Below are 25,894 nucleotides of genomic sequence, written 5' to 3'. Positions count from 1 at the left end.
ATAGCCCCATGCAAACCGTCCTCAGCATTGCGATCGACGCCCTTGCCTATGGCATGGTGCTCTTCGTCATCTCCATCGGCCTTTCGGTCACCATGGGCCTGATGCGCGTGGTCAACCTGGCGCATGGTGCCTTTGCCATGATCGGCGGTTACATCGCCTCCTATGCAGCGCGCGATTTGGGTCTTGCCTACGGCTTTGCCGTGCTGCTCGCGATCTTCGGCACCATCATCATCGCCGTGCCGATCGAGCGGCTGCTCTACCGGCGGATCTACGGTGCACCGGAACTGACCCAGGTGCTGATGACCATCGGCATCACGTTCTGCATCATCGGCATCGCCAACTATGTCTTCGGCCCGACGCTGAAGACGGTGCCGCTGCCTGGCGAATTGCAGGGATCCGTCGACCTCGGCTTCCGGGCGATCGCCACCCATCGCATCTTTGCGATCGTCTGCGGCCTCGCGGTCGCTGCCGGCCTCTGGTACGCAATCGAAAAGACCGCTTTTGGCGTCAAGCTGCGGGCCTCCGTCGATAATGCGGCAATGGCGGCCGCCCTCGGCGTGCGCACGGAAATCGTCTATGCCGTGAGCTTTGCTGTCGCCGTCGGACTTGCCGCCTTCGGCGGTGTGGTCGGCGCCGAACTTCTGCCGGTCGAACCCTATTATGCGCTGCGCTACATGGTGACGTTCCTCGTTGTCGTCTCCGTCGGTGGTGCCGGCTCGATTCCGGGTGCGCTGGTTGCCTGCCTGCTGCTCGGCGCGATCGATACGACCGGCCGCTATCTCATGCCGGAATTCGGCGAATTCTTCTTCTATCTGGCCGTGATCGCGATCATCTGCGTCTTCCCGCGCGGGCTCGCCGGGAGGGCCAAGGGATGACCATGACGACGACGAACGACTTGATCGCGACCGCTCCCGCGCGTCGGCGGTTCGGTGGCGGAGACCTTATCGGACTGGCGGTGATCCTGCTTGTCGCGGTGATTGGCTACTTCCTCTTCCCCAACAATCTGGCGCTCCTGACCCGGATCATCGCAGCCGCGCTTCTGGTGCTGTCGCTGGACCTCGTCACCGGTTACTGCGGCGTCGCAACGCTCGGGCATGCGGCCCTCTTCGGCGCCGGCGCCTATGCGGCCGGCATCGCCTCGGCGCATTACGGCATCAACGATCCGCTGGCGATGCTCGCTTTCGGCATCGTCGCCGGCGCGGTCGCCGGGCTTATCTGCGGGGTCGTCATCCTGCGCGCCCACGGGCTACCGCAACTGGTCCTGTCGATCGCGCTCATCCATCTCTTCCACGAGTTCGCCAACAAGGCTTCGTCCTGGACCGGCGGCAGCGACGGGCTCTCCGGCATTGCGCCGACGGCGCTTCTCGGCCTCTACGAGTTCGACCTCTGGGGCCGCACGGCCTATGTCTTCGGCGTGGCTCTGCTTGCCATCGTCTTCGTCGTGCTGCGGCTGATCGTGCGCTCGCCCTTCGGTATGCTGTGCCGCGGCATCAAGGAAGATCCGATCCGCATCCGCTCGATGGGGGCGTCGCCGAAGATCGCGCTGACCAAGATGTACGTCATATCCGGTGCCGTTGCCGGCGTCGGTGGCGCTCTGAACGCGATATCCACCCAGGTCGTTGGGCTCGACAGCCTCTCCTTCACCATGTCGGCCGAAAGCTTGGTCATGCTGGTGCTCGGCGGTACCGGCTCGCTCTTCGGCGCGCTCACGGGCACTGTCGTCTTCATGTTCTTCGAGGACGTCGTCTCGGCCGCCAATCCCTTCCACTGGCTGACGATGGTCGGCGTGCTGTTGATCGCCGTCGTACTCTTCGCACCGAAGGGCATCTATGGCACCGCGGCTGCGTTCTTCGCCCGCCGCAAGGAGGCACGGTGATGCAGCCGATCTTTGAAGTCCGCAATCTGAAACGCGCCTTCGGTGGGCTTGCGGTCACCAATGACGTCAGCCTCAGCATGGCGCCGGGCGACCGGGTCGCGCTGATCGGGCCGAACGGTGCCGGCAAGACGACCTTCGTCAATCTCGTGACCGGCAATCTCAAGCCGGATTCGGGCGAAGTGCGCATTGACGGTGAGGCCGTGACCAGCGTCGACGCCATCGGCCGGGTGCGGCGCGGGCTTGTGCGTTCGTTCCAGGTGACGCGGCTTTTCGCCGACATGACGCCTTCCGAGCATGTCGCGCTTGCTGTCCTGCAACGCACCGGCCGAGCCGGCCGCCTCTTCGGCAATTTTCTCGGCATGCCCGATGTCATGGCCGAGGTGGAAGACCTTCTTGGCAAGCTCGGCCTTCGGGAACTGATGCACCGCAAGGTGAGCGAGATCGCTTACGGTCAGCAGCGCTTGCTGGAAATCGCCGTTGCACTGGCGTTGAAACCGCGGGTGCTGCTGCTCGACGAGCCCGCCGCAGGCGTGCCGCAGAGCGACACCGGCCGGATCGAGCAGGCGCTCGCCGACCTGCCCGCCGATCTCGCCGTCTTGATGATCGAGCACGACATGGATCTCGTCTTTCGCTTTGCCAAGCGCGTGGTCGTGCTGGCCGCCGGCGCGATCATCTTCGACGGTTCGCCGTCCGACGTGACGAAGGATCCGCGCGTGCGGGAAGCCTATCTGGGGAGCTATGCCAATGCCAGCCACGCCGCTTGAGGTGGAAAACCTGTCCGCCGGCTATGGGCCGACGCGGGTGCTCGAAGGCGTATCCTTTGCCGTTCCGGCGGGCGCCCGCCTTGCCGTGCTCGGCCGCAATGGCATGGGCAAGACGACGTTGCTTGCGACGCTTGCCGGCCAGACCCGCCGTTATGACGGGCGCATCCGCATGGGCGGTACGGACGTAACTGCGTTGCCGAGTGCTGCGCGCGCCATGCAGGGCCTCGGCTTCGTGCCGCAGGCGCGCTGCGTCTTCCCGACGTTGACCGTCGAGGAGAACCTCTTCGTCGGCCTCAAGAGCCGACCGAAAAGCGCGATCCAGGAAGCCTACGACATGTTTCCGCGTCTCTTCGAGCGTCGGCGCAATCTCGGCAGCCAGCTCTCCGGCGGCGAACAGCAGATGCTGTCGACGGCACGCTCGATCCTTGGCCGTCCGTCGATCCTGCTGCTCGACGAACCCCTGGAGGGCCTGGCGCCTGTCATCTGCGAAGAACTGATGAAGGCGTTTGCCGAACTGGCAAAGACCGGCGACATGACGATCGTGCTGGTCGAACAGCGCATCCAGAGTGCGCTCGACTTTGCCGATCGGGTGATTGTGCTCGAACGCGGCCGGATCGCCTGGTCCGGCGCGCCGGACGCGCTGGCGGGAGATCGCGACGCCGTCGAGCGGCTGCTCGGCGTCGGCGGGCTCCGCTGACCGCGCGACTGCTTTCGCCCGGTCACTTTCGCTCGTTCACTTGGGTTCTCGCCTTGACGTATCGAGGCGGGTGCGTTCCCTTTCGTAGTAGCGCGCGAGCGGCGGCAGGGCGCTCTTCAACTGGTCGAACACCACGTCATGCACCCGAAGCGTGCCGTCATACTTGGCCTGCACGAAGGTTTGATGGCGTTCGAGCGCTTCTTTCTTCGCGCCGACGGCTACGGTGAAGACCGGCGATACGGCGCTGCGGCCCTTGACGGTGATGCGATCGAGTTCGGCGACCGGGAAGGTCTTCTCGACAAGACGCGCGGTCTCCTCACCGAGGAGCAGGGAGATGCCGTACTCCTTCGATGCGCCTTCGAGGCGGGAGGCCAGATTGACGGCGTCGCCAAGGGCCGAATAGTCGAAGCGCTGGTGTGAGCCCATGTTGCCGACAACGCATTCGCCGGTATTGATGCCGATGCCGATCCTCAGGGTTTGGGCCGATCGGCGGTCCCTTTTCGCCTCATCTTCGAGTTCCCGGTTCACCCGTTCCAGCCGCGCAAGCATATCGAGCGCCGCCCCGACGGCGTGCATGGCATGGTCGGGATCGTCGAGCGGTGCGTTCCAGAAGGCCATCAGGCAATCGCCGATATATTTGTCGATGGTGCCGCCCTGTTCGAGCACCGCTTCCGAAAGCGGCGTCAGTAGCCGGTTGACCAGCGCCGTCAACCGCTCTGGATCCTCCTTCATTTCCTCGGCAATGGTCGTAAAGCCCCGGATGTCGCAAAAGAGGATCGACAGCGTGCGCCGTTCGCCGCCGAGCCTGAGGTGTGACGGGTCCTTCGCCAAACGCTCGACAAGGGCAGGGGAGAGGTACTGCTGGAAGGCGCGGGTGATTTCCCGGCGCTTCCTGCGCTCCTCCGCATAGTCGAGCCCGGCCTGGCCGGCAGTCACGGCAAGGAACGCAAGCCCAGGCCCAAGCGGCGACAGGAAGACGTGGCCGAGGCGCATCGCGGCATAGCTGGCGGCGATGATGAGGCCGATGGCGACGGCGCCATAGGCAAGCGTGCGCCAGCCGGTCGTGCGCAGCACCGAGAAGGCCGCCAACATCGCAGAGAGCGCAATGGCTGCAACCACATAGGGCCTCGCGGCGCGCTGTATGAAAAGCTCATGGGCCAGATTGTCGTAGATGGTTGCCTGCATCTCGACGCCGGAGACGAGCTTGTTCGAATGCACGGTGTCCGATGTGGTGAAGGCATCGGCCCCGCCTTCGGCGATCGATGGCGCATTTTGCAGGCTGAGGCCGACGAGCACGACGCGGTCCTCGAACATGCCTTCTGGCAGGAAATTGTCGGGATCGAGCGCCTGGTAATAGGAAACGGTGGGATAGGTCCGCGCTGGTCCGAAAACCTGGATCAGCGCGTCCTTTGGCGGTGCGTGCGATTTTGCACCGGCAATTGCCGCGAGCACTGCGGCAAAGCCGTCCGGATAGTCGGGAACGGCACGCAACGTTCCGTCGCCGCTGAGGCTGACAGAGGCGATCCCGGTCCAGGCGCCCTTTGCGATGAAGCGGGCGAGCGGCTCGGTGCGCACGAACTGGTCGGCCTGAGGCGTCTCCACCAGCGTCTGGTCGCCGGCAAGAACCACGTCCGCGCCGAGCGCCTTTTCCAACGCCTCGTCGTTGGCGGGATCGGCCGAAGGCTCGGCGAAAATCACGTCGATCCCGATCGCGCGTGCGCCGGCCTTGCGCAGCGCCTCGATGAGGCGCGCATGCAGCGCGCGCGGCCACGGCCACTGGCGACCGATTTCGGCCATCGACGGTTCGTCGATGGCGACGATGATCGGGCTGTCCTCGGGGAGCGGCGGGCCGTCGATAGTCGACAGGTAGTCGAAGCTGCGCAACTCGTTCAGCCGCCAGGCATTGGTCAAGGTGGCGAGCGACAGCGCGATGGCGACGAACACCGCGAGCGCGAGAAGCTTCAACCGCCGTTGCAGGAAACGGGGGCTGTCCCATCGTCCGGGCCGACCACTCGATGCCTGCACCGTAACGCGCTCCTCCATCAGAACCGCACTTTGATCGTGCCCTTGAACGTTCGTCCCCAGCCGGGCAGGCCATTGCCCAGTTCGAAATCTTCATCGAGCAGATTGAAGGCCGCCAGATCGACCTCGATCTGCTTGTCAAACGGCTCCCACTGCAAGGCCGCGTCGAGTGTCCAGAAATCGTCGAGGTCTTTTCCACCACCGGGTCGCGCGCCGACATAGTTGGCAGCAACGGTCGTCTTGACGTTCGCCGTGCTGACCCAAGTCAGCGCTGCCTGGCCGGTGTTTTCTGGCACGAACAGCAGTTCGCCGGGCTGGCTGCCGGTGTGTTCCTTGACGTCGGCTTCCGTGTGGGCCGCGGTCAGGGACAGGCCGAAACCATGGCCGATGGCAAAGTTCGCGGTCGCCGCAACCCGGTCAAGCCCGACCTTGGCATAGGCAAGACTGGTGGTGGAAAGCGGAATGTCGAGCGCGAGTTGCCGCACCTCCTGGTGCTGGTAGTCGAGCGCGGTGAAGAACCAACTGTTCCACTCCGCGTCCCAACGAAGCGCCAGCGTATCGGCATAGCCTTCGGCGCCGAAGCGCAACTGGTTCGGCTGCAGCCCGACGATGCCGATCGGCGCAAGGGTGGCCACGTCGAAGTTGAGACCGTCGCGCATGGCGGCCGCGCGCAGCCAGTGCCCTTCAGCGGGCGCCCAGGCGATGCCGATTTTCGGCTCTAGCCGAACATCGCCACCGTTGACGCCTTCGATGTAGCGGGCAAAGAGGGCGCCTTCCGTCTTCAGGTCGGGCGTGATTTCGTAGATCGTGTCGATATAGGCCTTGGCGACGGTCTGTGTCGCGGACGTCGAACCGGATGCGATGACCGGCACATTGCTGCTGCCGGTGCTGACGCCCAACGGATCGAAAATATCAAACGACTGCGATGACCTGACGACACCGCCTTCGATGCCGTAGCGCCAGGTGAAATCGCCGTCGCCGTAAAGGTGATTGACGGCGGCGATATAGGTTCGCTGCTTGTCCTCGCTTCGGCTGGTGGCAATATCTGGAAAGCGCGGGTCCGTGAGCCTCACCCGCTCGTTTTCCGTGGTGGACTGATCGGAGAAGAAGAACGCCGCATTGGCGATGTTGCGGTAGTCGAAGGTGTGGCTCCAGGCCACGCCCGAGAGCAGTCGCGAGGAATCGTCGTCGCTCAGTCCGTCGAGCTTGAGAGGGGCGGCGCGGGGATCCGGGATGTCGAAAATACTGCGTTTGTCGTCGAGATCGCCGTAGTTGGCATAGGCGACGACCCTGTCATCCGGCGTCGGCGTGGCCGTCACGTAGCCATTGCCGCCAAGCAGGCGCGCTTCCCGCTCGATCGCCAGTCCATTGCCGATATCGATCGTATCTTGGGGTTTCTCCCAATGGACATTGCCGTAGACGCTGATCGGGAAGGGCGAGAACGTCAGTCCGCGCAGTTCCGCTTCGCCGATCCCGCCCTCATGGTCGCTGTCGGCGATGATGCCGCCTGCGACCGCGGCCTCGAAGAACGGCCGCTGGACGAGGTTTGCCGTGCGCTCGCGGCTTGCCAGCATATGCGGCTCGATCAGCAGCCCCTGGAAGAAGGCGGAGAAGCTCTGCGGATTGGCGGTGTTGACGACCGGGCTGCCGTCGAAATCATAGGTGTTGAACAGCGGATTGACGCTGCCGCGGATGGCCTGGTCGACATAGCTCGATCCCGTGAACGGATCGAAGACCACATCGCCGTAATATTGCCCCCAGGCGTTCAGTCCCTGCAGGCGGAAGGCGTCGTTGAGCGTCGACCCGGCGTCCTGGTTGGCGCCGAGCGGGGCGCTCTCGCCGCCGCGCGCCCGCGTCCTGCGCATGATCTCCTGCGCATATCGGATCGCCGCATCGGAATCGTATTCGTCGATCGCAATCGCGGTCCGCACGGTCGCGACGACAGGGTCATTCGGATCGAGCCGGTCGGCATTGTCGAGCGCCTGGGCGGCCGGGATTCGGTCGCCCTTTTCATAGTGCGCCGCCGAGAGCAGCAATTGTGCGTTGGAATAGGCGGGGTTGGCCGTCGAACCGGCCAGGAGATCGTCGATCGCCTTGTCGATTTCGCCGTTCTGCAAATGGTATCGGCCGCGCCCGACGAGCACGAGGTCGAAAGAGGGGTCGATCGCAAGCGCCGCGTCGATCTCCCGTTTCGCCTCGACGAGCCGCATTTCATCCAAATACTGGTAGGCCAGGTTGGCGTGGTAAAGCGGATCGGCAGGATCGAGTTCAACGGCTCTCTTGAATGCTTGCTCGGCGCCGCGATTGTCGCCACGGTCGCTCTTTGCCAGGCCCACCCAGTTCCAGAGCGACGGGTCGCCCGGCGTGATTTCCAGGGCCCGCTCGAGATCCGCCAGCGCGCCCTCCCGGTCGTTTTCAATGAGCAAACGATACTTGGCGCGCGATTCCAGCGCGGTCGGATCATCAGGATCGTTCGCAAGCGCCTTTTCGATGCCGGCGCGCGTTTCGCCTCGATCGTCGAGCAGCATCGCGAATTGCGCCCGGGCCGCCGGAAGGAACGGATCGTCCGGATATCGCCTTTCCGCCTTCTTGATCGTGTCGATCGCTGCTCGAATGTCGGTGCGAAAGCCTGCGGTCCAGGCGGCAGCGAAGGCGCCATAGGCACCCGTTGCCTGAGACGGTGGCTCCTCGATCCGGTCCGGGTCAGCGAGAGCGCGTGCAAAATAGCCGCCGAAGGCCGCAACGGACCGGCGGTCTGCGTCAAGCCCCGGGGCTGCCTTTTCGAAGAGCTGTGCCGCATCGCCGTAGCGGTTTTCGGAGCCGGCAATCAGCGCTTCGACGAGATAGGCGCGCGCGGCTTGAGACCGGTTGAGGCCGAGGCGTCGGGCCTGTTGAAGGGCGGCCGTGGCCTGGGACCGCCCGTCGAACCGCAGCTGGATTTCAGCCAGCGTCAGCCAGTCTTCGGCCGAGCGCGACGCTTCCGGCCGGGCTTCGATCCGGTCGCGCGCATTGCGCATGTCGCGCACCTTAAGCGGGGTTGACGGCATCAAGGCAAAGGCGTCGCGCAAGGACAGATGGAAGAGCATCTGTTCGCGGTCCTTCGGCGTCACGATCACGATCTTGGTCGGCGCCTTCCCGATCGCGGCAACAGCGCCTTCGCCCTGCTTCACCGTGACGCTGCCGAGGTCGTTGCTGAGTTCGACCACGCCCTCGAGCACGGTCAGGGAGGTCGTGTCGCCGGCGACCGTCAGCGTCCAGTCGGTTCCGCGTATGGCGGCCGTTGCCGCCGGCGTGTCGATCGTCAGGCCCTGGCCACCCCGTTCCGCCCGCGCCCAGATCGTGCCCGACTGCAGTTCGAGACTGGTATCGCTGCCCGCGCCCGTATTCGTCCCCATGCGCTTGACGCGCAGCGCCGTGTTGCGGCCGAGTCGGATCTGGGTGTGGTCAGAGAAAAGCACCGCCAGCGCCCCGGTCGCATTCGTGCGCAGGATATCGCCGGACAAAAGGTCCTGTGCGAGATCGACGAAACGCCAGCTCGAAACGTCGACGAAGCGCACTTCCTCACCGGATTTGCGGGCAATCACCGATCCGGCGACGGGCGGTGTTCTTTGAACCGGCTCCGCCAAGCCTAGGCCCGGACAGAGGATTGCCACTGTCGCAAGCAGTCCCCGAAGCCGTTGCCGCCCCATCTTCGTTCCCGTCTCCGCCCCACCGTGATTCAGTGAATTTCGATCAGCGTAAAGTCAATAGAATTCGAATATTCTTAATTAAGCTCAGGTTGATGCGCCTCTCCTCAGCGGCAGAGCTGCAACACTGGGCGCGGAACGAGCGAGCACGGCCTGCATTCTCATTGGCGGCGGGAAATTGGGAGGAGGGGTTTGTCTAAAATACAATATTCGAAAAGGCGATTTTAGAAGTATATTTTCTTGTAATGGTTGTGCACTCCATGGCTGCATCGGCGCGCGCCATGCCAGCAGTGGCGGAACCAAATATAATGAGGAGAGAGTTTGTGTTTGCGATCAAAGGAATTGGAAAGATGATCACCTCGATTGGAGGGAGCATGCCGAAGCCCCCGATTTCTTCATTTTCGCCGACGAATTTGACGTCGCTGAACCCGCTGTCGAAAGCGCTCTCGGCCTCGCTCGGTGGGGTCGGTCCGCTGGCGACGACGCCAGGCCTGATTTCCAGGTTTTCCAGTCTGGATCTGGCGGGAAACAAGGCGTTGGCCGCAAATCCGGCGCTCCGCGACGCCCTTCTCGGGCTGCAAAAGCAGACTGCAGCGGGTAGCGCAAAGGCCGTTACCAACGCCTATTCGAAGTTCTGATAAGGATACGCTGTCGCGCGAGCCCCGCTGGGGCTCGCTTCCCGCGCTGCCCTCGATTCAAGGGAGGAGAGAGCGACCCTTGCGGGCCCGATAGGGGACGTCGCCGCGGCGGCGCCTCAAACCGAAGACTTTACCCGTTCCCAGGCGTTGGTGAGATGGCGGCAGAGAACCTCCGAGAGCCGGTCCTTGTCGCGTGCTTCGAGCGCGAGGATCATCTCGTCGTGCTCGCCAACGGAGGCGGCCCATTTCTCCGGGCCTTCGTGGCCGATGAAGCGAATGCGCTTCAGGCGTGTCTGCAGCACGCCGTGCATATCCGCGAGCGGCGCATTGTCCGAGAGCTGGACGATCGCCGAGTGGATCTGCTGATTGAGCTTGTAATACTGTAGCCGCTCGCCGGCCTTGTAGCGGCGGACCATCTCGTCGTGCAGGGCCCGCACTTCGGCGATGCCGGCGTCGCTCGCAGCGTCACAGGCAAGCCGGCCGGCCAGCTCTTCGAGCGTGCGCAGCACGGTCAGCATGTCGCGGATATCCTTGCCGCTGAAGCGCTTGACGACAGCACCTCTGCTCGGCACCAGCTCCACCAGCCCCTCGCTTGCCAAATACTTGATGGCTTCGCGCAGCGGCGTGCGCGAGACGCCGAGCTGCTCGCCGAGTTGACCTTCATGCAGACGCGTGCCGGGCGAGAGATCACCCTCGATGATCATGTCGCGCAGATGCGTGACCAGCGTGTCGTGCAGCGCAGTGCGTCGGATCGGGCCGGGGCCGCCCTCGGGGCGTTTCTCCAGAGAGGTAATTTCGTTCATCGTTTCGCTTCTGCATCTGGCGACTGAAGTGTCGGCCGTCTGTTCCCGTTCGCGCCAATTGAATCAGCGCTGTCTCATTAAAGCATGGAGACGGGCTCCGATATCGTCAACAGAAAATGCTGCATACAGAATACAAAAGACTTGATGCAGAATTTTGAATAACGTATGACGGCTTTCGAAAGAATGAAGTGGAGGACATCTCTCATGACGACCAACGGTGTAGCCGCTACCGGCGCGCGTCCTGTCATCGCGCTCGCTATGGGCGATCCGGCCGGCATCAGCCCGGAACTCACGGCAAAGCTGCTGGCGCTTTCCGATATTCGCGAGGCTGCCCACATCATCACGATCGGCGATCGCCGCATCCTCGATGAAGGCGCGCGCATTGCCGGCGTTACACTCGACCTCGCGTCCTCGACCCTGGAAGGCCTCGATGCCGCCGGAACCGAGCGGCATGTTTTCGTCGACCTCGGTCATCTCGATCCGGCCGACGTCGTTCGCGGCGAGGCGACGCTTGCGGGCGGCACCTTTGCGACCCGCAACTTCCGCGCAGCGCTCGAGCTGGCGCATGCCGGGAAGGCGGAGGCGGTGTGCTTCACGCCCTTCAACAAGAAGGCGATGCGCTTTGCCTATCCGGGCTACGACGACGAGATCCGTTTCGTTTCCGACGTCCTGAGCTTCACCGGCAAGATCCGTGAATTCAACGTTCTCGAGAAGGTCTGGAACGCCCGCGTCACCTCGCACATCCCGATCAAGGAAGTGGCCGACAATCTTTCGGTCGAGGCGATCCTTGCCGAGCTCGAACTGACCCAGAACTGCCTCAAGGAAGCAGGCTACAGCGAGGCGAAGATCGCTGTTGCCGGTCTCAACCCGCACGCCGGCGACGGCGGCAGCTTCGGCATGGAAGAGATCGACATCATCGAGCCGGCCGTCGAAAAGGCCAAAGCGCTCGGCTTCAACGTCGATGGCCCGTTCCCGGCCGACACGGTCTTCGGCCGTGCGCTGAAGGAAGGCTACAACGCCGTCATGACCATGTACCACGACCAGGGCCAGATCGCGATGAAGCTGATCGGCTTTGACAAGGGCGTGACGATGATGGGCGGCCTGCCGTTCCCGCTGTGCACGCCGGCTCACGGCACTGCCTACGACATCGCCGGCAAGGGCATTGCCGACGTCGGCGCCAGCCGCGAAGCGCTGCTTCTGGCCGTGCGCATGGCGAAGAAAAAGGCGGCTCTCGAGGCTGCTGCCTGATTTCGCACGCTTTCAAGCAATAACGGCGCAGGAGGAGGTCTTGCGCCGCAGAACCACATAAACGGGAGGACCCGCATGAAGAATACCGTATCCATCGCATGCATCATGGCAGCCGTTTTCGGCGTTGCCGCTCCGGCCGCCGCTTTCGAGCCCGACCGTCCGGTTGAATTCGTCGTCACCGCCGGTCCCGGCGGCGGCACCGACATCTTCGCGCGCACGATCCAGGCGATCATCGGCAAGTACGAGCTGATGAAGGCTCCGGTCGTCGTCACCAACAAGGGCAGCGCGGGTGGCGCCGAAGGCTTCGTCTACACGGCGACCAACAAGGGCGATGCCTACAAGCTCACCTTCGGCACGAACAACGCCTACCTCCTGCCGGTCCGTGCCAAGGTTCCGTACAAGATCGAAGACCTGACCCCGGTTGCAGCGCTTGCCTCCGACGAGTTCATCCTCTGGGTCAACGGCAAGGCGTCCTACAACACCGCAGCCGACTTTGCCGCCAAGGCGAAGGAAGGCGGCCTGAAGATCGGCGGCAGCCAGTCGAAGGACGTCGACCAGATCTTGACCTCGATGATCAACGAGGCGACCGGCGCGACGATCAACTACATCCCGTTCAAGAGCGGCGGCGAAGCAGCCGTCCAGCTCGCCGGCGAGCACCTCGACGCCAACGTCAACAACCCGAGCGAAAACCTCGGTCAGTGGCAGGCCGGCATGGTCAAGCCGCTTTGCGTCTTCAAGAGCGTCAAGCTCACCAACGACGCCAAGGTTGCTGGCGACAAGGGCTGGAGCGACATTCCGACCTGCAAGGAATCGGGCATCGCCATCGACAACTACTCGATGCCGCGCACCGTCTGGCTGCCGGCTGGCGTTGACCAGGACGTGGTCAAGTTCTATGCCGACCTGATGCGCAAGGTTTCGGAAACGCCGGAATGGGCGAAGTACCTGACCGACACGTCGCAGTCGCCCGCCTACATCGCCGGCGACGACTTCAAGGCCGCCATCGAGATGGACGGCGCTGCTGTCGGCGAAGTGCTGAAGCGCGAAGGTTGGCTCGCCAACTAACAGGCGACGATCGGGACGGGTGCCATCCGGCGCCCGTCATTCGCTTTGAAAGGTCACGATCATGAGCGAGAACGGTGCGAATGGGGTCTCCCGCTTCGCGGTTGAGCTTGGTGTTGCCGCGCTGACCGGCGCCTTCGGTGCTGCGGTCTGCTACGGATCTCTCGATATCGGCGCGGGCTGGACGGAATTCGGTCCCGAAGCCGGCTATTTTCCCTTCTATGTCGGCCTTCTGATCCTTCTCGGAAGCGTCGCCAATGCGATCCACGCCCTCGTGAAACATCGCGGGTCCGGCGAGATCTTCATCGACGGCCACCGCGCCAAGGTGGTGACGTCGTTCCTGCTGCCGCTGGTCGCCTTTGCCGGCGTATCCGCCTGGCTCGGCCTTTACGTTGGCACGGCGCTCTATATCGCCGGAACGATGCTCTTCCAGGGGCGCTACAAATGGTGGATCGCGTTGCCGTCGGGTATCGCCGTTTCGCTGTTTTTCTTCATCATTTTCGAGTTCGGTTTCAAGGTTCCGCTGCTCAAGGGACCGATCGAGCACTGGTTCGGGATGTATTGATCCCGACCGCCCAAGGGCATGTCGCGCAAGCGCGCACGGCGCTCTTGCGCTAACGACAAGCAAAAAATCAAAGACTTAAAGCGCAGGGAGCGGACCTCAAGGATCGTGACGCGCTTTAAGCCCCGGGAGGAATGACATGGAAAATATCGGTCTTCTGATCGATGGCTTCGGCCACATCCTCAGCTGGAACCATATCCTGCTGATGATGATCGGCGTCACGCTCGGCATTCTGGTCGGCGTGCTGCCCGGCCTCGGCGCGCCGAACGGCGTTTCGCTGCTTTTGCCGCTGACGTTCTCGATGGATCCCATCTCCGCCATCATCCTGCTCTCCTGCATGTACTGGGGCGCACTCTTCGGCGGATCGACCACATCGATCCTGTTCAACATTCCCGGCGAACCCTCGTCGGTGGCGACCACGTTCGACGGCTACCCCATGGCCAAGGCCGGGCAGGCGAGCCGGGCTCTGACGCTCGCCTTCGTTTCCGCCGGCATCGGTGCGCTGGCCGGCGTCGTGATGATCACGCTGCTTTCCGGTTGGGTCGCGAACTTCGCGCTGCGGTTCTCGTCGCCGGAATATTTCGCGGTCTATTTCCTGGCCTTTGCAAGCTTCATCTCGATGGGCGCGCAATCACCCTTCAAGACGCTCGTCTCGATGATGCTCGGTTTTGCGCTTGCATCCGTCGGCATGGACACGATCTCGGGCGACCTGCGCCTGACCTTCGATATCCCGAGCCTGATCAAGGGCGTCAGCTTCCTGATCGCGGTCATGGGTCTCTTCGGCATCGGCGAACTGCTGCTGACGACGGAAGAAGGCCTGCGCTTCGAAGGCATCAAGGCGCGCGTCAAGCTCGTCGAGATCGGCCGCACGCTGGTCGAGATCCCGCGCTACTGGTTCACGATCCTGCGCTCGACGATCATCGGCATCTGGATGGGCATCACGCCCGCCGGCCCGACCGCGGCCTCCTTCATGAGCTACGGCGTTGCCCGCCGCTCGGCCCGTGACAAGTCGAAGTTCGGCAAGGGCGACCCGCGCGGCGTCGTTGCACCCGAGACCGCCGACCACTCGGCCGGTACCTCGGCGCTGCTGCCGATGCTGGCGCTCGGCGTTCCCGGCTCGGCAACGGCTGCCGTCATGATGGGCGGCCTGATGATCTGGGGCCTGACCCCCGGCCCGATGCTCTTTACCGAGCGGCCGGACTTCGTCTGGGGCCTGATCGCGTCCATGTATCTCGGCAACGTCGTCGCCGTCTTCCTGGTGATCGCCACCGTGCCGCTCTACGCCTCGATCCTGCGCGTGCCCTTTGCGATCATCGGCCCGATCATCGTCGCCGTCATCTTCTCCGGCGCCTATCAGGTGGCGAATTCGGTCTCTGATATCTTCATGGTCATCGGCTTCGGTGTGCTCGGCTATGTCTTCAAGAAGCTCGACTACCCGCTGGCGCCGCTGGTTCTGGCCATGGTGCTCGGCGACAAGGCTGAGGACGCCTTCCGCCAGTCGATGCTTCTATCCGGCGGCACCCTGAACATCTTCTGGTCAAACCCGCTGGTTTCCTCTCTGATGGCGCTTGCTCTTGCCCTTCTGCTGTCGCCGCTTGTCTTCGGGCTGATCGGCCTCACCCGCAAGCGCAAGCAAGATGCGGCCACGCCGCATGGCGACGGCAGCGCGGCGGCTTGACGGAGCCGCCGCACCCCAAACGAGCGCATCGGAAAAACGCGGCGCGGGCCCCCTTCGGGACTGCGTCGCAAGAATGAGTGAGGAAAACCATGGCGAAGCCATCGCGCAAATGGACCCGTGAAACCTGGCCGATCGCGGCCGCGATGATCCAGTATCCGAACGTGCTAGCAGACGGCAGCTCCGTTCAGGATCAGTCGGTCGAACAATGGGCAGAAACGCTTGCCGATGTCGTCGACGCCGGCTTCACCGAGCTCGACCCCACCGACAGCTGGATCCGGCTCGCCGATCTGTCGGCCTCGCGCCGGGATGACTTCGTCAAGCTGACGCGAGACCTCGGCCTTTCCATGCCTGCAATCTCGACGGCGCGTCGTAGCGTCATCGATCCGGAACATGGCGACGAATATCTCGCCTATGGGCATCGGGTCATCGACACGGCCGCGGCGATCGGCGCGGGCTCGGTCTCCTTCGGCTTCTTCGGGCCCTTGACCGACGCCCAGAAGAAGGCGCTCTGGTTCTGGACCGTCGATGGCGTCAAGAACCCGGAAGATCCGGCAATCTGGAGACAAGCGGTTCAGCGCATCCGCGAACTCGGTCGCCATGCCGAGGAACTCGGCATCGAGCTCGCGCTCGAAATGTACGAGGACACCTATATCGGCTCGGCCGATAGCGCTGTGCGCTTCGTCACCGATGTCGGCCTTTCGAACGTCGGCATCAATGCCGACCTCGGCAATCTCGTGCGCCTTCACCGTCCGGTGGAGCACTGGCAGCCGATGATGGCCAAGGTTGCACCCTTTGCCAAATACTGGCACGTCAAGAACTACTACCGCACCGAGGATGAGACCTCGGGCCTGGTGGTTACTCATCCGGCGCCGCTGGAGTTCGGCGTCATCAACTATCGGGCGGCGATTCGCATGGCCTTGGCGCATGGCTTCGACAGCCCGTTCCTCTGCGAGCATTACGGTGGCGACGGGCTCTCCGTCAGCGCCGCCAATCGGGACTATCTGAGGCGTATCCTGCCTCGCGACTAAGGGAAGAGACGCGATGACCACAATCTTTGACGCACCGGAAGAATTTGCGACCACCGCGCTTGCCGGATTCAGCTCGATCTACGCGCGCAACGTCCGTCTCGTGAAGGGCGGGGTCGTGCGCTCGACCAAGGTGCCGAAGGGCAAGGTCGCCGTCGTCGTTGGCGGCGGCTCCGGCCACTATCCGGCCTTTGCCGGCTATGTCGGCCCGGGTATGGCGGATGCCGCCGTGGCAGGCGATGTCTTTGCCTCGCCGTCAACGGCGGCCGTTGCCCGCGTCTGCCGGGTGGCCGACCAGGGCGGCGGCGTGTTGCTTGGCTTCGGCAACTATGCCGGCGACGTCTTGAATTTCGGCGTTGCCGCCGAGCGCCTGCGGGCCGAAGGCATCGACGTGCGCATCGTGCCGGTGACGGATGACGTCGCCAGCGCGTCGGCTGAAACGCCGGCCGAGCGCCGCGGCATCGCCGGCGACCTCGTGGTCTTCAAGGTTGCTGGGGCTGCTGCCGAAGCGGGCCTCAATCTCGATGAGGTCGAGCGCGTCACCCGTCTTGCCAACGACCGCACCGTCTCCTTCGGCGTTGCTTTCGGTGGCTGCACGCTTCCGGGCGCCAAGGGACCGCTCTTCACCGTGCCGAAGGGCGAGATGGCGCTTGGTCTCGGTATCCACGGCGAACCGGGCATCCGCGAAGAGAAGATGGTTTCGGCGACAGAATTCGCCAAGCTGCTCGTCGGCAAGCTGCTTGCCGAGCGGCCGGCCGACGTGAGCAAGGTCGCACCGCTTCTGAACGGCCTCGGCTCGACCAAGTATGAAGAACTCTTCGTGCTTTGGGTCGCGATCGAAAAGGAACTGAAGGCGGCCGGCCTCGAGATCGTCGATCCGGAATGCGGTGAATTCGTCACCAGCCTCGACATGCAGGGTTGCTCGCTGACGCTGATGTGGCTGAACGACGAGCTCGAGACCTACTGGCGCGCTGCCTGCGATGCGCCGGCGCTGCGCAAAGGCGCAATCATCGCCACGGAACCCGCGACCGATACGCTCAAGGACGATGACGAAGCGATCTCCTTCGCGCCGGCTTCCGAGGCTTCCCGTCAGAGCGGCGTGTGCATTGCGCGGCTGATCGGCGAAATGGCCGAAGCGCTGAAGCAGGCGGAAGACGAGCTTGGTCGCATCGACGCCTTTGCCGGTGACGGCGACCACGGACAGGGTATGCGCCGCGGTTCGGCGGCGGCCGACGAAGCGGCAAAGGCCGCTGTGGCTGCCGGCGCAGGTGCCGCCAGCGTGCTGGCGGTCGCGGGCGATGCCTGGGCGGACCGGGCCGGCGGCACGTCGGGCGCGATCTGGGGCCTGCTGCTGCGCGCCTGGAGCAATGCCTTCAACGATGATGCAGCCCCGAGCGATGCCGCTATTGTCGACGGCGCCCGCCGTGCGCTCGATGGCGTGACCCGCCTGGGCCGCGCGCGTATCGGCGACAAGACGCTGGTCGATGCGCTGGTGCCTTTCGTCGAGACCCTCGAGCGCGAGTTTGCCGCCGGAAAGCCGCTGATCGAGGCATGGCAGGCGGCGGCAAAGGCTGCGACCGAAGCGGCCGAAGCCACGTCCAGCCTGACGCCGAAGCTCGGCCGTGCACGGCCGCTCGCCGAAAAGAGCATCGGCCATCCGGACGCTGGCGCCGTTTCGCTGGCGCTGACGGCTCGCGTTGCCGCCGATGTGCTGGCGCAGGCCGCAAAGGCCTGAGATTAATTGTCTCCTCCGATCGGGCGGCGTCGCCGCCCGATCGGAAACCTCTCCCGATGTGACCGCCTCCCTCTGCGCCGTTCGGCGCCGCCGTCACACGATGTCGCGCCAGAACGCGTTGGCAGAAGGCTCAAGCCCCGCCTTTCGTGGCTTTTTCAACACTATCTGCAGTCATTGTTGGGGAAACCCGACCAATTTTATCATCTGCTAAAAGCTTGCCACGGAATTGCCCGATCGCGGGCTATGGCTTTGTTTTCCTGCAGCGTGCGCTATGTTTTTGAGTTCGCGTGCCGCCGGTCAAATGACAATCATTTCTGACGTTCCGAGAAGGAGACAAGAATGAAAAAGAGTTTTGCCGTGAAGGTGTCCGCAGCGTCTCTGGTTCTCGCTGGCGCGATCGCCGCAAACGCAGCCGATCTCGCGACAGTTCAACCGCAGCCTGAGCCCGACACCAGCAATGGCGTCAAGATCGGCTACCTCGACTGCAATATCGCCGGCGGTGTCGGCTATGTGCTCGGGTCGGCCAAGGAAGTCGATTGCGTCTTCCGCTCGACCATGGGCGCCGAAGCGTCCGACCACTATTCGGGCGCCATCCGCAAGATGGGCGTCGATGTCGGCTTCACGACGCAAAGCCGCCTGATCTGGGCCGTGTTCGCCCCGACCGCCGGCTACCACCGCGGCTCGCTCGGCGGCCTCTATCAGGGTGCAACCGCGGAAGCGACCGTCGGCGCCGGTATCGGTGCCAACATCCTCGTCGGCGGCACCTCTGGGTCGATCCACCTGCAGACGATCAGCGTGACCGGTCAGATCGGCCTCAACCTGGCCGCAACCGGCACGTCGATGACGCTGACGGCCGTCAACTAACGTCCGGCGGCGGGCCGCTGCTCCTCCCATGGCTGGCTCGACGGGACGCATATGACAACAAAGGCACCGCACACTCAGACGAGCGTGCGGTGCCTTTGTATTTTGCGCTGTTGCCATCCTCCGATTCGCGGTTAAGGAAGACCAGCGGGAGTTGGCGCCATAAGAGCGAATGTCGAGGGACCGGATTGAACAGAAGCCTTTGCTTTGGGCTGATTGCCCTTTGTCTCGCAAGTGCGCCGCACACCGCCTCGGCGGAATGGCAAGCGGTCGAAAAGGAAGCGCTCTACACCGTCAACGGACAGACGGGCGCGGAGCTCTATGCCTCGATCGGCGAGCGCGGCCCCAAGGCTGGTATCGGCAGGGCGATCGCCCACACCAACTTCAAGCTGACCTGGACGCGAAAATACGAAGAGCAGGGCGGCGCCTGCGTGCTGACGGTGGCAAAACCGAAGCTGATCATCACCTACACCCTGCCGAAACCGGCAAAGCCGCTGCCTTCAGGCACGCGCGAAAACTGGGACGTCTTCATCGACGGCGTACGCAAGCACGAGCTCGTACATGGTGACTTCATCAAGGAGATGGTGCACGCGATCGAGCAGGCAACGTTGGGGCTGACCGTTCCCGACGATCCGAAATGCCGCAAGATCAGGACAGTCATGACCGAGCGTCTGGGTGCGCTCTCGCAGGCGCAACGCCAGCGCAGCCGCGATTTCGACCAGGTGGAACTGACGGATGGCGGCAACATTCACCAGTTGATCCTGAGGCTGGTGAACGGGCCGTAACCGCCGCGTTCTCAGTTCGAAAAGGCGCCGAACCTCTGCCCGGCGCCGTATCACTCAGGCGTAACGCACCAAAAATTCCTCGGCCGTCAACTCGCGGAAGTCGTCGAGTGCGCGGCGCAGGCGCTGGTGGTCCCAATCCCACCAGGAAAGCGCGTCCATGCGCTCGCCGACGCCTTCGTTGAAACGGTCGCGGATGAGCTTCGCCGGGACGCCGCCGACGATGGTGTAGGGCGCGACGTCCTTCGAGACCACCGCACCGGCACCAATGACGGCGCCGTTGCCGACGGTGACGCCCGGCAGAATTGTGGCGCCGTGGCCGATCCAGACGTCATGGCCGATCGTCACCCGGTTCGACCGCCGCCAGGCGAAGAGGTCGTGGTCGAGTTCGGTATCATCCCAGTAGTTCGGTGCGCGATAGGTGAAGTGGTGCAGTGTCGCGCGCCAGGTCGGGTGGTTGGTGGCGTTGATGCGCACGGCAGCGGCAATGTTGACGAACTTGCCGATCGTCGCGCACCAGATAGAGCCGTCCTGCATGATGTAGGAGTAGTCGCCGAACTCGACCTCGTCGAGCCGCGAGCGCTCCTGCACTTCGGTATAGCGGCCGAGCGTCGAATTGTTGACGCTCGCCGTCGGGTGGATGAAGGGCTCGAGCCCGAGCTTCTGGCTCATGCGGCAGCCTTTCTGGGCGAGAAGGCCGAAACGTCGAGGATGCGGTCGGCAACCGCGTCGCGCACTTCTTCGTCGTGGAAGATGCCGATCAGGGCCGTGCCCTTGGCCTTTTTCTCGGCGATCAGCTCGACCACGACCGCCCGGTTCTTCGCATCGAGCGAAGCGGTCGGCTCATCGAGCAGAAGGATCTTGTGGTCGGTGATGAAGCCGCGGGCGATGTTGACGCGCTGCTGCTCGCCGCCGGAGAAGGTTGCCGGCGGCAGGCTCCAGAGTTCGCGCGGCAGGTTCAGCTTGTTCAGCAGTTCGGCCGCATGGGTGCGGGCCTCTTCGAGCGGCATGCCACGAGCCTGCAGCGGCTCGGCGACGATGTCGAGCGAGGAGACGCGCGGCACGACGCGCAGGAACTGGCTGACATAGCCGAGCGTGGTGCGCCGGACTTCAAGCACGGTGCGCGGCTCGGCGGTTGCGAGGTTCACCAGCTTGCCGTCGTGATCCATCAGGATCTGGCCTTCGTCGACGCCATAATTGCCGTAGAGCATTTTCAGGATCGAGCTCTTGCCGACGCCGGAGGGGCCGCCGAGAACGACGCATTCGCCCGCCTTCACCGAGAAGGAGACGTTGGCGACGACCGGCCGGCGGATGCCGTCGCGCAGGTGCATGGTGAAGCTTTTTGCAACTTCGGAAACAACAAGGGGCGTAGCCATGATCAGACCTGCAAAATCGAGGAGACGAGAAGCTGGGTGTAGGGCTCGCGCGGATCGTCGAGCACGCGGTCGGTCAGCCCCTGTTCGATGACGGCGCCATCCTTCATCACCATCATGCGGTGCGAGAGGAGACGGGCGACGGCGAGGTCGTGGGTGACGATGATGGCGGCAAGGCCGAGGTCATGCACGAGACCACGCACCAGATCGAGCAGGCGTGCCTGAACCGAAACGTCGAGGCCGCCGGTCGGCTCATCCATGAAGACGAGGCGAGGGGAGGTGACGAGGTTTCGGGCGATCTGTAGGCGCTGGCGCATGCCGCCCGAGAAGGCGCGCGGCTGGTCGTCGATGCGGTCGATGCCGATTTCAACCCGTTCCAGCCAGTCGCTGGCGGTGGCGCGGATATTGCCGTAGTGGCGATCGCCGACGGCCATCAACCGCTCGCCGACATTGGCGCCGGCAGACACGGTCATGCGCAGGCCGTCGGCCGGGTTCTGGTGCACGAAGCCCCAGTCGGTACGCATCAGGAAGCGGCGCTCGGCTTCGCCCATGCGGGCGAGGTCACGGTACTGACCGTCGCGCATGTGGTACTCGACGATGCCGGAGGTCGGCATCAGACGGGTCGAGAGGCACGACAGAAGTGTCGTCTTGCCCGAGCCGGATTCGCCGACGATGGCGAGCACTTCGCCCGCATAGAGCTCGAAGGAAACGTTGCGGCAGCCGATGCGGCTTCCGTAGAACTTCGAGACGTCGTTCACTTTCAGAAGCGGGAGCGTACTCATTCTGCGGCTTCCTTTCGGGCAAGCATGTGACCTGCATGGCCGCAGGCGCGGCGGTCTTCGCAATGATCGGTGTCGGAGCAGACGAACATGCGTCCGCCCTTGTCGTCGAGGATCACCTCGTCGAGATAGACGTCCTCTGCGCCGCAGAGCGCGCAGGGCTTGTCGAACGTTTGGATCTCGAAGGGATGGTCGTCGAAATCGAGGCTGACGACTTCGGTATAGGGCGGCACGGCATAGATCCGCTTTTCGCGGCCAGCGCCGAAGAGCTGGAGGGCTTCCGACATGTGCATCTTCGGATTGTCGAACTTCGGCGTCGGCGACGGGTCCATCACGTAGCGACCCTCGACCTTGACCGGATAGGCGTAGGTCGTCGCGATATGGCCGTTGCGGGCAATGTCCTCGTAGAGCTTCACATGCATCAGCCCGTATTCCTCGAGTGCATGCATCTTGCGCGTCTCGGTCTCGCGCGGCTCAAGGAAGCGCAAGGGTTCCGGAATCGGCACCTGGTAGACGAGTGTCTGACCCTCGGAGAGCTTCTCCTCCGGGATGCGGTGGCGCGTCTGGATGATCGTCGCCTCTTTCGTCCGGGTGGTGACGGCAACGTCGGCGACCTTCTGGAAGAAGGCGCGGATCGAGACGGCATTGGTGGTGTCGTCGGCGCCCTGGTCGATGACCTTCAGCACGTCCTGCGGTCCGAGGATCGAGGCGGTCACCTGGACGCCGCCGGTGCCCCAGCCATAGGGCATCGGCATTTCGCGGGAGGCGAAGGGCACTTGATAGCCGGGAATAGCGATCGCCTTCAGGATCGCGCGACGGATCATCCGCTTCGTCTGTTCGTCCAGATAGGCGAAATTATAGGTAGCAAGGTCGTTCATCGCCGATTACCCTTGAGTGTGTCGACCGCTGATGGGGTCAGGATTTGAGCGAGATTTTCGTTTGGGTGGTTGGAATCTTCGTGGTGTGTTCCGCGGTCGCAGGCCTGTTCGGCATTGCCCGCCGGGAGGCGCGAGAACCGGACAGCCGAGCGCACAACAACGACGGCGGGGGCCACGCCGGTGGCGTCCATGCCGGTGATGGCAGCGATTGCGGCGGCGGGGACGGTGGCGGCGACTGAGCCGTTAAGACTGGAGAAAAATCCGATCATTCGGCCGCCTCCCGCTGTTCCTTCGACGCCTCGCCCGAATTCGCGGCGTCGTAGTCGCGGCGCATACGGCGGACGAGGTCGAGTTCGGCCTGGAAGTCGACATAGTGCGGCAACTTCAGGTGCTCGACGAAGCCCGTCGCCTGGACGTTGTCGGCGTGCGAGATGACGAATTCCTGGTCCTGGGCGGGGGCGACGATGTCCTCATTGAATTCGTCGGTCCGCAGTGCCCGGTCGACCAGCGACATCGACATCGCCTTGCGTTCGCTCTGGCCGAAGACGAGGCCATAACCGCGGGTGAACTGCGGCGGCTGCTTGGCAGAGCCCATAAACTGGTTGACCATCTGGCATTCGGTGACGCGGATCGAGCCGAGCGAGACGGCAAAGCCGAGTTCCGGCAGGTCGAGCTCGACCTCCACTTCGCCGATGCGGACTTCGCCGACGAAGGGATGGGTGCGGCCGTAGCCACGCTGGGTGGAATAGGCGAGCGCCAGCAGGAAGCCTTCGTCACCGCGGGCGAGCGCCTGCAGGCGGAGGTCCCGGGCCATCGGAAACTCCATCGGCTCGCGGGTGAGGTCACCCATGACGTGGCCTTCGGGCATCTGGCCGTCACCCTCGATCAGGCCTTCGCCGTCGAGAATGTCGGAAACGCGCATCACGTGTTCGCCGGGCTCCTTGACCGCCGGTTCTTCGACAGCCTCGTCAGCGATGAGCGACGGGTCGAGCAGGCGGTGGGTGTAGTCAAAGGTCGGGCCCAGCAGCTGACCGCCCGGCAGATCCTTGTAGGTCGCCGAAACGCGGCGCTCAACCTTCATGTTGGCGGTATCGACTGGCTCGGAATAGCCGAAGCGCGGCAGCGTCGTGCGGTATGCGCGCAGGATGAAGATCGCTTCGATCATATCGCCGCGCGCCTGGCGCACGGCAAGCGCTGCGAGCGTGCGGTCGTAGAGCGAGGCTTCCGCCATCACCCGATCGACGGCAAGGCCGAGTTGCTCGACCACCTGGTCGATGGTGATAGAGGGAAGATTGCGGTCGCCGCGGCGGCGATCGGCGAGAAGGCGGTGGGCATTGGCAATGGCGGCTTCCCCGCCCTTGACGGCTACATACATGGCTCACGCCTCCTTGAGCGAAAGACGGGTGGTGCGCGGCAGGCAGACGAGCTTGTCGCCGGCCGTCAGCACGAGATCGACGCCGCGCGGAAAAATCGCGCGATTGGCCGTCCAGAATTCAAGGAAGACGTCCGGCAGCCCCTTCACCGCAACGTCCGTTACGTCCTTGATACCGGGGCCCTTGGCGGTCAGCACCGGCCCGCCGGTCAGCGCCTCGACTTCGATGACGAGCGTCGTCGAGCGGTCCGGATATTCCTGCGTGCCGAGCGAGAACTGGTCGAAACCGGGGAAGGCTGCGCCCTTTTCGATGAAGGCAAAGCGCGCGTCGGTCTTGCTGGTGGTAAGTGGAGCACCCGTGTGGAAGGCGATCCACTGCGGAACGGCCGATTTGGAAAGCGCCGGCGTCAGCCAGACGGGGGTGTCATGGTCGCACAAGGTCAGCGCCACGGCGCCGGCGGCCGCAGCGAGCGGAACGGGGGGCGTGCTGGTCGCGCCAAGGCGCTTGATCGTGCCCGGACGTGCAAAGCCATCCATCAGGTCACGGAAGACGGACTGGGCTGCAAAGACCGGATCGGCAAAGGCGCCGGCATAAATCTGCGATTGGCTGGCCATCAGTCGTCTCCCCGGACCATGGTGAAAAAGTCGACGCGGGTGGCCGCGGTCTCCTCCGCCTTTCGGCGTTCTTCCTGGGCAAGCCGGTCGGCCACGCGGCCAAGCAGGGCCTCGACGCCCACCCTGTCGCCATCACGTTGGGCAAGGGCGTCAAAGATGGCCGCGAGCCGCGCGCGCTGCCGGTCCGTGCCGAGCAACTGCCCGTGGCCGATCTCGCCAGTCGAAAGGCGGATTGTGGCACGCGAAACGGTGGCTTCTCCGAGATTGAAGGCGTCGCCGCCGCCACCGATTCGGCCGCGCACCATGACAAGGCCGGTTTCAGGACCGCGGACCGGATGAACGTCCGGCTTGTCGGCAAGCGCTTCCCAGGCGGCGTTGAGCTCGTCGAGGGTTGCGCGGGCGAGCAGCCCCATGGCCTTCTTGCGCGCCGGATCCGGCGGGCTTTCCTGTTTCAGCTTCGCATCCATAATCTTCACCTCAAATGTCTATTGATCTAGACAACTATACATCTTATACTTTTTCATAACGTCCGCAAATGACAGGCTTGTGACATGCCAATGCGAAAAGATACGGCGATGCGAAAAGTGGTGGAGCGCCAGACCGGCGTCGCCCTCTGGCGGCAGATCGCCGACCGGATCCGCCTGGCAATCAGCAATGGCGATTATGATGCGACCGGCATGGTGCCGCCGGAAACGGTGCTTGCCGGTGAGTTCGGCGTCAACCGGCACACGGTCAGAAGCGCTCTGGCGGCGCTCGCCGAAGAGGGTCTGGTGCGCGCCGTCCAGGGGCGCGGCACGATGATCGAGCGCAAGGAACGGGTGAGTTACCCGATCTCGAAGCGCACGCGCTTCTCGCAAGGTCTCGGGCACCAGGTGAAGGAGATCGGCACGCGGCTGCTCGGCCATGCCGAACTGCCGGCGACCGGAGAGGTCGCAAAGGCGCTTGCTATTGCCCTCGGAGAGCCGGTGATCGAGCTCAGGACCGTCAGCAGTGGCGACGGGCGGCCGCTGTCGGTGTCGTCGAGCTACTATCCGGCGCATCGCTTTCCGCGCATGGCCGAGGAATTCGAACGGCTGCACTCCGTCACCAAGGCCTTTGCAGCCCAAGGCCTGGATGATTACGTACGCGCCTCGACGGAGATCGTCGCCCGGCATGCCGACGCCGAGGAGCTTTCGATGCTGAAGCTCTCGCCCGGCGCAATCGTGCTCGAAGCCCAGTCGATCAACGCCGATCTCGACGGCAAACCGATCGAGTATTCCCGTAGCCGTTTTGCCGCTGACCGGATGAAGCTGCGGATCGAGACGTGAGGTCTCTAAACCGACCTCTGCTGGTCGCGGTCCCGTCTCATCCAACCAGAAGCGTTCCGTTCCCCGTCAGGAAATAAGGCAAGGGCCGCATTTCCGACGCGTTTTTGCCGCATGACCGGAGCCTGCATCAGGAA

Annotated in this window: 25 protein-coding genes; 14 read left to right on the top strand and 11 right to left on the bottom strand. The window is 63.9% G+C overall.

Annotated features, from left to right (window positions below; genetic code table 11):
• The first annotated feature begins 8 nt into the window (after nucleotides 1-8).
• The 4 genes from M2267_RS28735 to M2267_RS28720 are packed head-to-tail and all read left to right on the top strand — an operon-like array spanning nucleotide 9 to nucleotide 3,337.
• Nucleotides 9-875 (top strand): branched-chain amino acid ABC transporter permease, encoded by an 867-nt coding sequence (locus tag M2267_RS28735; RefSeq protein WP_192450487.1) that lies wholly within the window; start codon nucleotides 9-11, stop codon nucleotides 873-875.
• Complete coding sequence (locus M2267_RS28730) at nucleotides 872-1,876, top strand: branched-chain amino acid ABC transporter permease (protein WP_429119321.1); 1,005 nt, start codon at nucleotides 872-874, stop codon at nucleotides 1,874-1,876. The genes M2267_RS28735 and M2267_RS28730 overlap by 4 nt, the downstream gene beginning before the upstream one ends.
• Nucleotides 1,876-2,640 carry an ABC transporter ATP-binding protein gene (locus tag M2267_RS28725; protein WP_043614699.1) on the top strand — a complete coding sequence of 255 codons (765 nt, stop codon included), beginning with the start codon at nucleotides 1,876-1,878 and terminating at the stop codon, nucleotides 2,638-2,640. The genes M2267_RS28730 and M2267_RS28725 overlap by 1 nt, the downstream gene beginning before the upstream one ends.
• A complete protein-coding gene (locus tag M2267_RS28720) occupies nucleotides 2,621-3,337 on the top strand; it encodes an ABC transporter ATP-binding protein (RefSeq protein WP_429119320.1) in 717 nt (238 codons plus the stop codon). Before M2267_RS28725 ends, M2267_RS28720 begins: the two co-directional genes overlap by 20 nt.
• A gap of 36 nt (nucleotides 3,338-3,373) precedes the next feature.
• Here M2267_RS28720 and M2267_RS28715 read toward each other — a convergent pair whose 3' ends face one another.
• Together M2267_RS28715 and M2267_RS28710 are read right to left on the bottom strand one after the other, a co-directional pair.
• Nucleotides 3,374-5,380, bottom strand: coding sequence for a CHASE2 domain-containing protein (locus tag M2267_RS28715; protein WP_429119319.1), 2,007 nt, complete (start codon nucleotides 5,378-5,380; stop codon nucleotides 3,374-3,376).
• On the bottom strand, nucleotides 5,380-9,048 hold the full coding sequence (locus tag M2267_RS28710; RefSeq protein ID WP_429119318.1) for a FecR domain-containing protein: 3,669 nt from the start codon (nucleotides 9,046-9,048) through the stop codon (nucleotides 5,380-5,382). The genes M2267_RS28715 and M2267_RS28710 overlap by 1 nt, the downstream gene beginning before the upstream one ends.
• A gap of 320 nt (nucleotides 9,049-9,368) precedes the next feature.
• Here M2267_RS28710 and M2267_RS28705 point away from each other — a divergent pair, with 320 nt between their 5' ends.
• Nucleotides 9,369-9,683 carry a hypothetical protein gene (locus M2267_RS28705; protein ID WP_043614691.1) on the top strand — a complete coding sequence of 105 codons (315 nt, stop codon included), beginning with the start codon at nucleotides 9,369-9,371 and terminating at the stop codon, nucleotides 9,681-9,683.
• Nucleotides 9,684-9,799: 116 nt separating this feature from the next.
• Here M2267_RS28705 and M2267_RS28700 read toward each other — a convergent pair whose 3' ends face one another.
• Nucleotides 9,800-10,486, bottom strand: coding sequence for a GntR family transcriptional regulator (locus M2267_RS28700; RefSeq protein WP_043614689.1), 687 nt, complete (start codon nucleotides 10,484-10,486; stop codon nucleotides 9,800-9,802).
• A gap of 204 nt (nucleotides 10,487-10,690) precedes the next feature.
• Between M2267_RS28700 and M2267_RS28695 the strand changes: the two genes are divergently transcribed.
• From M2267_RS28695 to M2267_RS28660, 8 genes are all read left to right on the top strand, one after another.
• The gene (locus M2267_RS28695; protein ID WP_429119317.1) at nucleotides 10,691-11,734 is read left to right on the top strand and encodes a 4-hydroxythreonine-4-phosphate dehydrogenase PdxA; all 1,044 of its coding nucleotides are present in this window, start codon (nucleotides 10,691-10,693) and stop codon (nucleotides 11,732-11,734) included.
• A 75-nt stretch (nucleotides 11,735-11,809) separates the two neighbouring features.
• On the top strand, nucleotides 11,810-12,796 hold the full coding sequence (locus M2267_RS28690; RefSeq protein ID WP_429119316.1) for a Bug family tripartite tricarboxylate transporter substrate binding protein: 987 nt from the start codon (nucleotides 11,810-11,812) through the stop codon (nucleotides 12,794-12,796).
• A gap of 61 nt (nucleotides 12,797-12,857) precedes the next feature.
• Entirely contained in the window at nucleotides 12,858-13,358 is a 501-nt protein-coding gene (locus M2267_RS28685) for a tripartite tricarboxylate transporter TctB family protein (protein WP_429119315.1), read from the top strand.
• Nucleotides 13,359-13,494: 136 nt separating this feature from the next.
• The gene (locus tag M2267_RS28680; protein ID WP_429119314.1) at nucleotides 13,495-15,033 is read left to right on the top strand and encodes a tripartite tricarboxylate transporter permease; all 1,539 of its coding nucleotides are present in this window, start codon (nucleotides 13,495-13,497) and stop codon (nucleotides 15,031-15,033) included.
• An 89-nt stretch (nucleotides 15,034-15,122) separates the two neighbouring features.
• Nucleotides 15,123-16,061: a sugar phosphate isomerase/epimerase family protein gene (locus M2267_RS28675; protein ID WP_429119313.1), complete on the top strand. Its 939-nt coding sequence runs from the start codon at nucleotides 15,123-15,125 to the stop codon at nucleotides 16,059-16,061.
• A 13-nt stretch (nucleotides 16,062-16,074) separates the two neighbouring features.
• Entirely contained in the window at nucleotides 16,075-17,793 is a 1,719-nt protein-coding gene (locus tag M2267_RS28670) for a dihydroxyacetone kinase family protein (RefSeq protein WP_429119312.1), read from the top strand.
• A gap of 339 nt (nucleotides 17,794-18,132) precedes the next feature.
• Nucleotides 18,133-18,657 (top strand): DUF992 domain-containing protein, encoded by a 525-nt coding sequence (locus M2267_RS28665; protein WP_034800084.1) that lies wholly within the window; start codon nucleotides 18,133-18,135, stop codon nucleotides 18,655-18,657.
• A 185-nt stretch (nucleotides 18,658-18,842) separates the two neighbouring features.
• A complete protein-coding gene (locus M2267_RS28660) occupies nucleotides 18,843-19,439 on the top strand; it encodes a DUF922 domain-containing Zn-dependent protease (RefSeq protein ID WP_429119311.1) in 597 nt (198 codons plus the stop codon).
• Between the two features lie 54 nt (nucleotides 19,440-19,493).
• On the opposite strand, the gene M2267_RS28655 is transcribed toward M2267_RS28660, so the two are convergent.
• From M2267_RS28655 to phnG, 8 genes are read right to left on the bottom strand one after another with little or no spacing between them, the layout of a single operon-like run.
• Nucleotides 19,494-20,108 (bottom strand): DapH/DapD/GlmU-related protein, encoded by a 615-nt coding sequence (locus M2267_RS28655; protein WP_043623290.1) that lies wholly within the window; start codon nucleotides 20,106-20,108, stop codon nucleotides 19,494-19,496.
• Nucleotides 20,105-20,812, bottom strand: coding sequence for a phosphonate C-P lyase system protein PhnL (gene phnL, locus M2267_RS28650; protein ID WP_034800087.1), 708 nt, complete (start codon nucleotides 20,810-20,812; stop codon nucleotides 20,105-20,107). The genes M2267_RS28655 and phnL overlap by 4 nt, the downstream gene beginning before the upstream one ends.
• A 2-nt stretch (nucleotides 20,813-20,814) precedes the next feature.
• The gene (gene phnK, locus M2267_RS28645; protein ID WP_043623284.1) at nucleotides 20,815-21,591 is read right to left on the bottom strand and encodes a phosphonate C-P lyase system protein PhnK; all 777 of its coding nucleotides are present in this window, start codon (nucleotides 21,589-21,591) and stop codon (nucleotides 20,815-20,817) included.
• The gene (locus M2267_RS28640; protein WP_429119310.1) at nucleotides 21,588-22,466 is read right to left on the bottom strand and encodes an alpha-D-ribose 1-methylphosphonate 5-phosphate C-P-lyase PhnJ; all 879 of its coding nucleotides are present in this window, start codon (nucleotides 22,464-22,466) and stop codon (nucleotides 21,588-21,590) included. Before M2267_RS28640 ends, phnK begins: the two co-directional genes overlap by 4 nt.
• Nucleotides 22,463-22,735, bottom strand: a complete 273-nt coding sequence (locus M2267_RS28635) for a hypothetical protein (protein ID WP_429119309.1) — start codon at nucleotides 22,733-22,735, stop codon at nucleotides 22,463-22,465. The genes M2267_RS28640 and M2267_RS28635 overlap by 4 nt, the downstream gene beginning before the upstream one ends.
• Nucleotides 22,732-23,841, bottom strand: a complete 1,110-nt coding sequence (locus M2267_RS28630; protein ID WP_429119308.1) for a carbon-phosphorus lyase complex subunit PhnI — start codon at nucleotides 23,839-23,841, stop codon at nucleotides 22,732-22,734. The genes M2267_RS28635 and M2267_RS28630 overlap by 4 nt, the downstream gene beginning before the upstream one ends.
• Before the next feature lie 3 nt (nucleotides 23,842-23,844).
• Nucleotides 23,845-24,453, bottom strand: a complete 609-nt coding sequence (phnH, locus tag M2267_RS28625; RefSeq protein WP_429119307.1) for a phosphonate C-P lyase system protein PhnH — start codon at nucleotides 24,451-24,453, stop codon at nucleotides 23,845-23,847.
• On the bottom strand, nucleotides 24,453-24,920 hold the full coding sequence (gene phnG / locus M2267_RS28620) for a phosphonate C-P lyase system protein PhnG (RefSeq protein WP_043623269.1): 468 nt from the start codon (nucleotides 24,918-24,920) through the stop codon (nucleotides 24,453-24,455). The genes phnH and phnG overlap by 1 nt, the downstream gene beginning before the upstream one ends.
• Before the next feature lie 108 nt (nucleotides 24,921-25,028).
• Here phnG and phnF point away from each other — a divergent pair, with 108 nt between their 5' ends.
• On the top strand, nucleotides 25,029-25,760 hold the full coding sequence (gene phnF / locus M2267_RS28615) for a phosphonate metabolism transcriptional regulator PhnF (RefSeq protein WP_429119306.1): 732 nt from the start codon (nucleotides 25,029-25,031) through the stop codon (nucleotides 25,758-25,760).
• Nucleotides 25,761-25,894 lie beyond the last annotated feature (134 nt).

Source organism: Ensifer sp. KUDG1 (assembly GCF_050434285.1).
Taxonomy (GTDB): Bacteria; Pseudomonadota; Alphaproteobacteria; order Rhizobiales; family Rhizobiaceae; genus Ensifer.
This window is presented reverse-complemented; position numbering and strand designations above follow the sequence as displayed.